Below are 12021 nucleotides of genomic sequence, written 5' to 3' on the forward strand. Positions count from 1 at the left end.
CTTCCTCCCGAGTTATCCAATGGCTGCAAGCCAAGGCATATGGTCGAGCATCCATTGTGCGATGTGATTGATGGAGTTGGTTGCGATGAGGATGCCGAAGAGCACCAGAAAGCCACCCATTGCCATTTCGATGAGGGGCAAGTGCTTTCTGAACCGTGCCATCCACTGCATGAAGGGGCGGACCAGGAAGGCCGCCAGAACAAACGGTGCGGTCATTCCAACACCGTAGACGAATAGAAGCACCGCTCCACGCCAGGCCGTTTCGGTTCCGGCCGCTATGAACAGGATTGCAGCGAGCACCGGCCCAACACAGGGGGTCCAGCCAAAAGCAAACGCCAATCCAAGAACATATGCTCCAACAAGGCTCACATTTGATGTATCACCAACATCCGCACGAAATTGGCGATACAGGAACCCGATGCGGATAATCCCCAAGAAATGCATGCCCATCACAATGATGATGGCCGCAGCGATCCAACGCAGGATGTCGAAATACTCTCGTACCAGCTGCCCGAATATCGAAGCCGTCGCACCTAGCGCCATGAAGATCGTTATGATCCCGGCTGCAAATGCTATCGCAGAAAGCGTTGCCTTGCGACGAACGCCGCCGGGAATTGTAGAACCCGCAGATATCTGATCAATACCGACGCCGGCCAGGTAGCTGAGATAAAACGGTACTATAGGTAGGATGCAGGGCGACAGGAACGACAATAGCCCTGCGACTAAAGCTCCCGCAAATGTAATGTCGAGCATGGTCAAACCCGTCCTGGCGCGCTATCATTCACACATTCAAAATAATAAAGATATATCACTGTGGTCAATTGGAGCTTGAGATGCGCCACCTAATTCTACTCTTGAGTGCAATTACGTTTTTTGTTTCTCCCGTGGTTTCACGGGCAGAAATGACTCTTCTGATGGCGGAAGAAGATGGGTGTATGTGGTGCGCACGCTGGGACACCGACATCTCGGAGATCTACCCCAAGACACCGGAAGGACATGCCGCTCCACTTCAACGCATCGATATCCACGCGGCCGTGCCTGAAGGCATCGCATTGGAGCGGCCTCTCTACTACACGCCAACCTTTGTTCTGCTGGACGATGGCCAAGAGGTCGGCCGGATCGAAGGCTATCCCGGCGAAGATTTTTTCTGGGGGTTGCTGGGCGTTTTGCTGCGTGACGCGGGGGTACCGATTGAGAGCTCTGGATAAACTGCGGCGCATTACATAAACTATTATGAATGCGTGAAGCTATGAAAGCGAGGCGATCTTGTTGGACAAATCTTCGAAACTGCCTGTGTTCTCCCCGGACATGTGCGCCGAAGACATGGACAGAATGATGGAAAATGCTCAGACGGCGTCAAGTTTCCTCAAGGCAATCAGCCATGAAGGACGCTTGATGATATTGTGCTATCTGTCCTCGGGTGAAAAATCTGTCGCGCAGATGGAAGAAATGCTCTCGGCACGCCAGGCCGCCGTGTCTCAGCAACTATCTCGCCTACGCTTTGAGGGCTTGGTCAAAACGCGACGCGAGGGGAAAACGATCTACTACAGATTGGCGGATGATCGATCGACACAGATCCTGGAAGTCGTTTACGATCTGTTCTGCAGGGAGAAATAGAAGCCGCCAAAACACCCGCCAGCTTTGGGAGGAGACTGGCAATGTTTGAAGCATTGGGAGACGCCAACGCCGTCGCCCTGATCGGTTTGATCGGTGGCATTGTGTTGGGCTTGGCCGCACGCATTGGCCGTTTTTGCACGTTGGGTGCAATCGAAGACTACCTTTACGCAGATGATGACCGGCGGCTGCGTATGTGGGCAATTGCGATTGGCGTAGCAATTGTCGGCAGCCACTTAGCTATGACTTTAGGTTGGCTGGACCCTCTTGGAACACGGTATCTTGCACAGACCTGGAACCCACTTGGGTCGATAATAGGTGGTCTCATGTTCGGTTACGGAATGGCCATCAGCGGAAACTGTGGCTATGGCGCGCTGGCAAGGCTTGGAGGCGGCGACCTTCGATCATTCGTCATCGTTTTGATTATGGGTCTTTCTGCTTACGTTGTCATGTCCGGGCCCCTTGCATATTTGCGCGTATGGGTCTTCCCCGAGGAAATGGATCTTGAAGGCCCTCAGAGCATTAGCTTCCTTGCCGAACAACTGACCTCTATCCCAGCTTGGCTCATTGGCGCTGTCATCGGCATTGCGTTGGTGATTTTCGCCTTGGCAAACCGGCGTTTCCGCCGCGCTCCCGCACAGGTATTTTGGGGATCGGTAGTTGGGCTGGCGATCGTATCAGGGTGGCTCGGCACGAATTGGGTTGCGACGCACGGTTTCGATGGTGAACCGGTTCAAACCCATACTTTCGCTGCACCCGTTGGCGACACAATATTCTATCTTATGACAGCCTCCGGAAACACTTTGTCCTTTGCGGTCGGATCAGTCTCCGGCGTTCTCATTGGTGCATTTTTGGGGTCCTGGTCCAAAGGTCATTTCCGATGGGAAGCATGCGAGGATCCACGTGAACTAAAGCGTCAAATGCTCGGCGCGGCGATTATGGGGCCAGGCGCGATCATCGCGGTCGGTTGCAGCGTCGGACAAGGTATATCTGCCTTCTCACTATTGGCCTACAGCGCGCCTGTAACATTCGCTGCCATATTCGCCGGTGCCGCGCTTGGCTTGAAACAACTCGTGTCTGGACTGTCCTTCATAACTGAGCGTTGAGGTCACAGTTCAAACGAGAATTCACGAGTGAAGGACCGTTTCGGCGGTTCTCTTTTATTCAGAAAGCGATTGCCATTGATGGCACATATGGGAACGAGGCGTTCATTAATCAAATACGCTCATACGTCCGCAATGCGGACCAAAGCGCGCGTTCTGATCACGTTCACAAACCAAGCTGATCTTAGTCACTCGCACGCTTCTGCAATGAGCGTTGTCCACGCATCGTTCTGGGACAAGAAAACCCTGCCGTTCAGACTGTCGACAAGATGAGACCGTTTGAGTCTGTCCATGACAGGCCCCTTAACTTCGGACAGATGTAGGCCAACACCAAGCTCTTTGAGGCGGTGATTGATCGCCTCGAGAGTTTCCAGCGCTGAGTAGTCCAGTTCGTTAACGGCGGAGAACATCAAAACAACATGTTTGACCTTAGTCCGTTCGGCAAGGCGACTTAGGATCAGTTCTTCCAGAAAGCCAGCGTTTACAAAGTAAAGGCTTTCGTCGATGCGCAGCGTCAACACCGTAGGTGCGGTTTCGACATCGTGGCGCAGGACATTTCGAAAGTGCTCTGTCCCTGGCACGCGGCCCACTTCCGCAACATGCGGTCGAGACGTCTTGTACAAATGCAAAAGTATTGAAATCGCTACTCCAGACGCGACGCCGACTTCGACACCCAGACCGAGCGTCAGCAAAACCGTTGAAGATACCGCGATGAAGTCCGCACGGGAATAGTCCCATGTTCTGCGTAATATTGAAAAATCCACGAGGCTCAGAACCGCCACAATGATTGTGGCGGCCAACGTAGCGTTTGGCAGAAAGTACACCAATGGTGTCAACGCCAAGGCGGCGATCGCGAGGCCAAGAGCAGTATAGGCGCCAGCAGCAGGAGTTTCCGCGCCAGCATCGAAATTGACGACTGATCGCGCAAATCCCCCCGTGACCGGGTAACCTCCGGTGAACGCTGCGCCTATATTTGCTGCGCCCAGTCCAATGAGTTCCTGGTCCGGATCAATCCGTTGACGTTTCTTGGCTGCCAAAGTTTGCGCGACTGAGACGGATTCGACAAAGCCAATCACTGAAATCAGAATCGCCGGAACCAACAGCGCTGCAAGCAAATCGGGCGCAAATCCTGGCAAAGTAAGCGGCGGCAGGCTTTGCGGGACTTCCCCAACGATTTCCACACCCATTTCGACAAGATCCAATGCCCAAACCGCAACCGTAGTAGCAACTACGGCGGCAACAGGTCCCGCCTTCGTCAGAATATCGGCAAGCGCCGCCGGGGCGCCTAGCCTAAATAATCCGGGTTTTAACCAACGGCGGGCCCCAAAAAGGAAGGCCGTCGCACTGAGACCGATAACAAGCGTAACCCAATTCACCTCATGCAAATGCGCAGCAATCGATGCTAGTATCTCGAACACTGTATGTCCGTGAGCATTGACACCCAAAATGTGCTTGAGTTGGCTGGCGGCGATCAAGATCCCGGATGCTGTGATAAAACCCGCAATCACCGGGTGGCTCAAAAAATTAGCCAGGAAGCCTAGCCGCAAGAACCCCAAAAGCAACAGGAAACCGCCAGAAAGAAATGCGAGGGTTAGTGCCGCAACCGCGTAGCCTGCCGTGCCTTGCTCAGCAACCTGACCGACCGCTGACGCTGTTAACAGTGAGACAACGGCAACCGGGCCAACGGCTAAGGCGCGACTGGTTCCAAATATTGCGTAAAGCAGAATTGGCGCGATGGATGCGTACAGCCCCGCTTCCGGTGGCAACCCAGCCAAGAGCGCGTAGGCCAAGGATTGGGGTATCAGCATGATGGTGACGATCACCGCCGCCATCAGATCGTTAGAGAGCTCCGCCCGTCCATAGCTGCGAGCCCAACTCAGAACCGGCAGATATTGATTCGCCCGCATCGTTACCTCCCGCTACGCCGCAGTGCCTCGTAGTGCGCGCCACAGCGCTGCAGCGCGCTGACCGCTTCGGCAGTAGCCAAGGACAGGCTCAGGCAGCTCTGCCAACGCCTTAGAAAACTCAATGTGGTTCGCTTCTGTTGCGCCGGAGTGTTTGACCGGCACATAGCGAGCTTGAAGACCTTGAGCCTTGGCGCAGTCTTGGATCTCGCCGAAGGTAGGCTGACCCTTTTCTTCGCCGTCAGGACGGACACAGATTAACGACCGAAATCCAAGCGTTTTGACTTCCGCAAAGTCATCGGTCTCTAATTGGCCGCAAGTACTGAAGTCGTCGGAAACTTGGGTGATTTCCATCGCTCTCATCCTTTCAAAATCAGAGTTTGTCGACCGGGATCTTGAGCATGGGGTTGCCGTCTACGTCCGTTGGCACCTCACCCGCACGCATATTTACCTGAAGTGATGGGATGATCAGCTTCGGCATTGCCAGCTGAGCATCTCGTTCTGTGCGGAACTTGACGAACTCTTCTTTTGATTTGCCACCGCCAACGTGGATGTTGTGGGCTTTCTCATCGCCGACAGTTGTTTCCCAGGCAATGTCCCGCCCGTTTGGTCCGTAGTCATGACACATGAAAAGTCGTGTTTCGTCCGGCAAGCTCAGGACTTTTTGAATGCTGTCGTAAAGCGTTGCTGCATCGCCTCCTGGAAAATCTGCGCGCGCTGATCCCCCATCCGGCATGAACAAAGTATCGCCCACAAAAGCCGCATCCCCTGCAACATGTACCATGCAAGCCGGCGTATGGCCGGGGGTGTACATTGTAAACACCTGCATATTGCCAACCATGTACGCATCGCCGTCTTCGAAAAGCTGATCGAACTGGCTGCCATCACGCTGGAACTCGGTACCTTCGTTGAAGACCTTTCCAAACGTGTCCTGCACGATCATGATCTTTGAACCAATGCCGATTTTTCCCCCAAGCTTTTCTTGGATATACGGCGCCGCACTCAAATGATCGGCGTGAACATGGGTCTCAATGATCCATTCCAAATTCAGATCTTGGCTTACGATCTGGCGGATGAGCTCGTCTGCGTGATCGTAAGTGATGCGCCCGGCAGCGTAATCAATGTCCATTACGCTGTCGACAATGGCACATGAGTTCGAGGTTGGATCCTTTACAATATAGCTGATGGTGTTCGTTGCCTCATCGAAGAAGGCCTGAACGTCCGGCTTGATGTTTATGTTCGAGTGATACGTCATCTAACTTTACTCCTGAGAGTTTGAGGCAAAGGGTGATTACGCCGCCGACTTAACAGGACGCGCGAAAAGGAGCCTGAGCAGTACAAACCCGGCAAGAACGGCAACCAGAAAGAGAGCGACTTCCCAACGCCCGGTGCCAAGTGCCGGTATAGCAGCGCCGGGGCAGAAGCCTGCAATTCCCCAACCGACGCCAAAGAGAGCAGAACCACCAACCAGTCGCTTGTCTACGGCCGTCGCGCTTGGAATCTGAAAACGCCCGCCAAAGAGCGGCGTTGTTTGCCGCCAGGCAAGTCTGTAGCCGAAGAAAGTGACCAGAAGCGCACCACCCATAACAAAGGCGAGGCTAGGATCCCACGTCCCGGCAATATCGAAGAAATTCAAAACTTTGGCCGGATCCATCATGCCCGAAACAGCGATACCAACGCCAAAGATCAGGCCAGCAAACAAAGCAAAAACAAGTTTCATTGCTTTATACTCCAAAGACATGACGGATCAGGAAGACTGTGATTGCAGTTGTGACCATGAAGGTCGGCACTGCCACCAAAGAGCGAACAGACAGCCGAGATAGTCCGCAAACTCCATGCCCTGACGTGCAGCCAGATCCGAGACTGGCGCCCAGACCGACGATCAAACCGCCGATCACGATCATAATCGGGCTGACAGGTACCGTAAGTTCAGGCATTGCACCGGTCGCAGCATAGATCAGGCCCGGTGCGAGCATCATTCCCACAACCAAGGCTGTTCGCCAGGCGAATTCCTCGCGGTTTTCTGGGAATGCCAAGCCAGACAATATGCCCGTTGCACCCATGATCCGTCCCAGTCCGAGCATCAAAAGCACGGATCCAAGTCCAATTGCGAGCCCCCCTCCAAATGAGGCGATCGGCGTAAACGCGGTTTCCATCAGGCGTCTCCGGTTGTTCATGTTGCAACCTGATTACCGGCCGGCACCTTACTTTTCAGTGACAATGTCACTTAACGCAAAGAATTCATGCGCTGTTCGCCAAACGCTCTAATTGAGGTTTGTTCTGGAGGGTGATCCGCCCCCTCGTCTGAAGGATAAGTCCTCGCTTTTGAAAATCATTCAGTATGCGTGAAACGACCTCACGCGCTGTCCCTAACTCGTTTGCTAAAGCCTGATGCGTCGCCTGGATTTCGGAATGGCCTTCTCCTAGCGCCAAAAGGCGCTCTGCCAGTCGAACATCCATTCTGCCAAAGGCGACATCGTCGACCACGCGCAAAAGATCAATCAACCGACGAGAATAAGCCGAGAAAACGAAACCGCGAAAACTGTCTTCTTCAGCAGCCAGCCTATCAAATGAAGTTTTAGGTAATGTGATAGCCGTAACGTCGGTCTCGGCAATTCCCTCAGCATTATAAGCTTCCTCGGACAGCATGCAGGCGGTGGTCAGCACGCAGCTCTCTCCAGCTTCAACGCGATACAGCACGATTTCTCGCCCGGCATCAGAACTTTGAGAAACGCGTATGCGGCCGCCATACAAAAACATCAGACTGTCTGGGATGTTGTCGGGTCCAAAAACTTGCTGACCCTGCTTGTATGTAACGACGCGTGCTTCATGTAGAAGCTTATCCCTGACCCGCCGAGGTAGATTTCTCGTGCCAAGAAAGCTTTCGGTCCAATCTCCCTTCAATTTATGTCCTATGCTCTGTGCGTTCGGTTCACTGGTTCCCTACAAAGATGCGGTGGCACGCGATCTGGATCAATGGCTCTCTTCGTTTTTGTAGCCAGCTAGATCCGAGCATCGCCCAACATTGACCCGCCCGACCTGCCATTAACGCACGGCTCAGCGCTTTGGCCGCTTCGGGCTCAAGGTAGTCATTCGCTGCACTTGTCATGAATGACTGCTATGCGACTTTGCAACGGTTAGCTATGGCGAAGCGATATTGCACTGTGCTGTCCACTTTTGTGTGGTGGGATCGGACGGACACGGACACACCCCTTAGGGGGTGTCCGTTTGTCCGATCCGCCAATTTCTGATTTTTTGATCTGAGGGAAATCAGCCACGGTGGACCGCTATCAACAGCGCTGCCGCAAAACGACCGTAAAAGGCCATTTCTGAAGACGCGGAGTTTTCATCGGTTCGCTTGGGTCCTTCCAGGCAGATCATCCGCGTCGGGGGGGTGCGTGGAGCCCCGGGTTTCGACAATTTTGCCGCCGATTGGTTGCGAAAGACCTATTTCACGCCCAAGCGAGGGGACTTTCGAATAAGATCGTTGATCATGGACGCAATCAAACTTTCCGTTTCCGGCTCCACAAACGTCCCTGTACCAACACTGTCAAACAGGCTTAGTAAAGCCATGAAGTTGTAAGCTGGTCCGTTCCAAAGATTGAGAGCAAGTAATGACGATTACAAAAGAAGAATGCGAAGAACTTGAAAAAAAATGATTTGCACTGGCTGCATCGGTGAGGCCTATCTGTCTTCGCTTGTTGAAGATGAAGGCCATGCCAATGAGTGCTCGTTCTGCGACGACAAAACTGCTTGTATCAATCTAAAGCACCTGGCTAATCTTATCGAAACAGCTTTCGAAACTCACTATTCTCTAACGTCGAGCGAGCCGAATTCCTTCGAGTATGCATTGCTCAAGGATAAGGAATTTGACTACGATTGGGAACGTGAAGTGCAACGGACAGTCTATGCAATTATGGATGCCGCCGACGTCTCTGAAGACATAGCTCGCGCCGCGCAAGCCATCCTGGAACATCGGCATTTCGACATTGAAGATGCGAAAATGGGGATCGAAGCAAACTTCTCATCGGACGCCCACTATGAAGAAATCATGCCCATTGATGGGCGTTGGCAAGTCGAATGGGACAATTTCGAGAAGCAGATCAAGACTGAGGCGCGCCTTTTCAGCCGTACCGCAGCTAAACATTTAAGTGAGTTGTTTGATCGTATTGACGAGATGCGAACCAAGGACGGGCGCTCGCTTGTCGAGGATGCGGGGCCTAACTCCATTGTAACCCACCTCTATCGCGGACGTGTGTTTCAATCAGAAGACACCTTGCTGGAGGCCATTAAGCGACCCGATCTCGAGTTGTCCGCTCCTCCAGCTTGGGCGGCCGCCTCGGGTCGGATGAATGCCAAAGGTATATCAGTCTTCTATCGTGCAACCTCATCCAGGATTGCGTTGGCAGAGGTCCGGCCTCCTGTCGGAAGTTCAGTCGCCCTTGTCAGTTTCGAAATTACGCGGCCCCTCAGCTTACTCGATCTCACCGCCTTGAGTGATGTCCTTGAAACTGGAAGTATCTTCGATCCCAGTTATGCTTACCGCCTTGGGCGAATGATGTTCTTGCGGACGCTGAGCCGTAGGATGTCGCGGCCTGTAATGCCGGACGATCAGGAGATGGAGTATCTGCCGACGCAAGCCATTGCCGACTACCTGGCTACCGAAGGACAAGTCCCGTTGGACGGTATCCTGTTTCCATCCGTCCAAGTTGGTGGAGATGGCGTAAACATTGTCCTATTCCACAAGGCTTCACGCTGCGAAGAAATTGAAATTCCGCACGGCACGGAACTTTCGGCACGGACAAGTTCGTTTTATGAAGAGGGACCGGAGCTTGACTTCTCAGTCAGCGAGATGGTTCCACCCTTGGAGGATGATGCTGAGGAGAGTGACGCAGACGAAACGGGCGGCCATTTTGAGTTTCCAAAGGATGATTGGGATGATTGGCAGGTCGAATGGCTTGATGACGATCCTAGAGAGATGACGCTTAGGATCGACGTCGTTTCGCTAAGGGTCCACGAGGTCAACGCCGTAGAGATCGCAACGCAGAGCCATTCGGTGCAGCGTCATCGCTTCGAGAAAATCAAATCCGATTTCTAACTAGGAATGATCGGTAGTTGATCGATTGGCAAACAAAATGCGAATAAACAAACTGGAGCGCGCAATAGACAAGTGCGGGTGTTGCAAATCGGGGTTAAGAGGCGAATTGTAACAATAGTCTTGCCGGAGCTGTCGCAACGTTAGCAAGTGTAACAAATAAAGCTAACCAGAGGTTGCCGCGTCTCCCGCTCAGCGGCTCGACAACATTGTGGAAGTACTTCAAGGCCTGTTTGCACTCCTGAACAAGACCTACAGATTCCACGACTAGCGCTATTTTAGAGCACGAGTGATCGCGCAAAGCGCGAAAGCAAGCCAATGCCTATTGAGTCAGTCAAATTAATTCATCACCAACATCGTGGCGACTCGGTGGCGATTCAAGTGCGCTAACAAATCGCACAGATAGCGCACAGAGACCTAAAATGTTGATTTATTTGAAGCAAGTGGCGGACCGAGGAGCAACCATATATTTCTGTAAACTTCTGTTAAATATAAATAATAATCAATTCAATACAGTGCTTACCACCAAATATACCTCACTTATTATTGGAGCTAACGCTTCAATACCTCAGGTTCGAACATGACGGAACGATCAGCAGTTGGTCAATCTACCAACTTACGATGACTTTGCCTTATTGCAGGTGCGTACGAGACACTGTAGCCCCCCAAAGACCTCCCGAATGCCTATGAATTGTACGTTGGGGCAGATGAGGAATGCCTTTTCTCCTCATCCCACTTGGTTATGACCACGCATAAACGACCCTTTCTGTTGGAACAATCATAAGTAGTCGAATTGGTCACCAGAAAGTAACGAAGCTGACGTAGAATTTGCCTCATCGGCATCCAACGCGTTAACTTCACCGTTTACAGTGCCTTCATTGTTGTATTCATCCAGTGCGTCCAAAACATCCTTGCCTTCACTCTTCCAAGCCTCACTTCTGGCCCGAACGATTGGACCGTTCAAATCAAACTTTGAGTCACCGTTGGGCTTTGGAGCTCCGTCGCCATGCTCAAGCAGCCATCCCACAGCTTGATCGATCCAGTACTCTGCGTCGTCGCTATCAATATCTGCGTCGCCATCTGTAATTGAATTTCCAGCCAGATAGTTCAGCCATGTAGCAACAGCTTGCCGACCAACGTCATCTATTTTATTTTGCTTCGGAGTGTCAGCTTCGTTCCGGACAAGATCAAGAGCGTCATCGAGATCTATTAAGATTACGGTTTCGCCATCATCGGCATAACCATTTTTATTGTAGTCTCCGATTAGTAACGCGTCTACAGTACCCAAGTCGTTGTCTGGATTATAGATTTCGTCATTCTCATCTATGTCGCCGTCTCCGTTACTGTCGTAGCGAACGTTGTACGTTAGTTCGCCGTCTGGGAACTCGTCTTTTTCCGGTTCGATCTCATTACCTTCCACACCATCCCAATAACTGAGCAGCTTGAAGCTGTTTCCCCATCCGCCGGGAGTACGCACGCCCGGGCCTTCGCTTTCAAGACCGAAGTAATAGGCGGGGTCCTCATCAGCGGCGCCTTGGTCTGTAGTAACGCTAGCTACATTCAAGTGCTGACCCGCCACGAGCGGCAATGTGTATTCCAGATATGCGCTTTCACCTACATCCAAAATACCGTCTTGGTTGCCGGATTCGATAAGAGTAAATCCAGACAAATCGATCTCTCCAGTGGCGCTGTCGAAATCGCTAATAGTGATGCCAGTAAGCGTCACATTCCCTGTATTGGTTAACTCAATACGGAAAGTTGCATCCCCATCGGATACTGGCGCTTCTGGCCCTGCGGGATCATTTGCATCCTGAAAGCCATTTCCATCCCCAACATCGACCAGCTTTACAAGGTCTATCCCAGGCTGGTAGGCGATCGGCTGCTGCGCGGAATCCGACACTTCCTCCGTCTCAGCACTGTCGGCAGTCGCCGTGTTGTCGATGTTGCCATCGTCGTCGTCACCGCCAAGATCATCGGGCTCAAGATCGCCCTGGCTGTCCACATCGGCCTGCGTGATCGTGTAAGACCCCGTATAGGTCTCCTCACCCCCAACAGCGATCGTCTCGCCAGAGGCCAGAGCACCCCCCAGAAGCGGGTCCTCAACATCCACATCCGTCAGCGTCACGTTGCCCGTGTTGGTGACCGTGATGCTGTAATTGATCTGATCACCCGCGTCGACAAGGCCGTTGCCATTCAGGTCGTCAACGCTTGTAATCTCTTTCTCGATCTCTATCCCAGGCTGGTAGGCGATCGGCTGCTGCGCGGAATCCGACACTTCCTCCGTCTCAGCACTGTCGGCAGTCGC

General features: G+C 52.6%; 12 protein-coding genes. 4 read left to right on the forward strand and 8 right to left on the reverse strand.

Annotated features, from left to right (window positions below):
* Positions 1-12: 12 nt before the first annotated feature.
* The gene (locus tag AC2FF7_RS19520) at positions 13-753 is read right to left on the reverse strand and encodes a cytochrome c biogenesis CcdA family protein (protein WP_170353920.1); all 741 of its coding nucleotides are present in this window, start codon (positions 751-753) and stop codon (positions 13-15) included.
* 149 nt (positions 754-902) lie between these two features.
* On the opposite strand from AC2FF7_RS19520, the gene AC2FF7_RS19525 reads away from it, so the two are divergent.
* The 3 genes from AC2FF7_RS19525 to AC2FF7_RS19535 all read left to right on the forward strand — a co-directional run bounded on the left by AC2FF7_RS19525 (position 903) and on the right by AC2FF7_RS19535 (position 2720).
* Complete coding sequence (locus AC2FF7_RS19525; protein WP_331251815.1) at positions 903-1208, forward strand: hypothetical protein; 306 nt, start codon at positions 903-905, stop codon at positions 1206-1208.
* A gap of 100 nt (positions 1209-1308) precedes the next feature.
* Positions 1309-1617, forward strand: coding sequence for an ArsR/SmtB family transcription factor (locus tag AC2FF7_RS19530; protein ID WP_058276434.1), 309 nt, complete (start codon positions 1309-1311; stop codon positions 1615-1617).
* 41 nt (positions 1618-1658) lie between these two features.
* A complete protein-coding gene (locus tag AC2FF7_RS19535) occupies positions 1659-2720 on the forward strand; it encodes a YeeE/YedE family protein (protein WP_170353172.1) in 1062 nt (353 codons plus the stop codon).
* A 185-nt stretch (positions 2721-2905) separates the two neighbouring features.
* Here the strand turns inward: AC2FF7_RS19535 and AC2FF7_RS19540 are convergent, their stop codons facing one another.
* From AC2FF7_RS19540 to AC2FF7_RS19565, 6 genes are all read right to left on the reverse strand, one after another.
* Positions 2906-4624, reverse strand: a complete 1719-nt coding sequence (locus AC2FF7_RS19540) for a SulP family inorganic anion transporter (protein WP_170353173.1) — start codon at positions 4622-4624, stop codon at positions 2906-2908.
* Positions 4625-4636: 12 nt separating this feature from the next.
* Positions 4637-4975 carry a protein tyrosine phosphatase family protein gene (locus AC2FF7_RS19545; RefSeq protein ID WP_170353174.1) on the reverse strand — a complete coding sequence of 113 codons (339 nt, stop codon included), beginning with the start codon at positions 4973-4975 and terminating at the stop codon, positions 4637-4639.
* Between the two features lie 19 nt (positions 4976-4994).
* Positions 4995-5876: an MBL fold metallo-hydrolase gene (locus AC2FF7_RS19550; RefSeq protein ID WP_353392627.1), complete on the reverse strand. Its 882-nt coding sequence runs from the start codon at positions 5874-5876 to the stop codon at positions 4995-4997.
* Positions 5877-5912: 36 nt separating this feature from the next.
* Positions 5913-6341 carry a DUF6691 family protein gene (locus AC2FF7_RS19555; RefSeq protein WP_496906193.1) on the reverse strand — a complete coding sequence of 143 codons (429 nt, stop codon included), beginning with the start codon at positions 6339-6341 and terminating at the stop codon, positions 5913-5915.
* Between the two features lie 4 nt (positions 6342-6345).
* Positions 6346-6777 (reverse strand): YeeE/YedE family protein, encoded by a 432-nt coding sequence (locus AC2FF7_RS19560; protein WP_496906190.1) that lies wholly within the window; start codon positions 6775-6777, stop codon positions 6346-6348.
* Between the two features lie 85 nt (positions 6778-6862).
* The gene (locus tag AC2FF7_RS19565) at positions 6863-7525 is read right to left on the reverse strand and encodes a Crp/Fnr family transcriptional regulator (RefSeq protein WP_170353178.1); all 663 of its coding nucleotides are present in this window, start codon (positions 7523-7525) and stop codon (positions 6863-6865) included.
* A 751-nt stretch (positions 7526-8276) separates the two neighbouring features.
* Here AC2FF7_RS19565 and AC2FF7_RS19570 point away from each other — a divergent pair.
* Positions 8277-9719, forward strand: coding sequence for an RES family NAD+ phosphorylase (locus tag AC2FF7_RS19570; RefSeq protein WP_496906191.1), 1443 nt, complete (start codon positions 8277-8279; stop codon positions 9717-9719).
* Between the two features lie 775 nt (positions 9720-10494).
* On the opposite strand, the gene AC2FF7_RS19575 is transcribed toward AC2FF7_RS19570, so the two are convergent.
* On the reverse strand, positions 10495-12021 hold a 1527-nt coding region (locus tag AC2FF7_RS19575), incomplete at its 5' end, for a CLIPPER-2 domain-containing protein (protein ID WP_496906192.1).

Source organism: Ruegeria sp. YTSC325 (genome assembly GCF_059609525.1).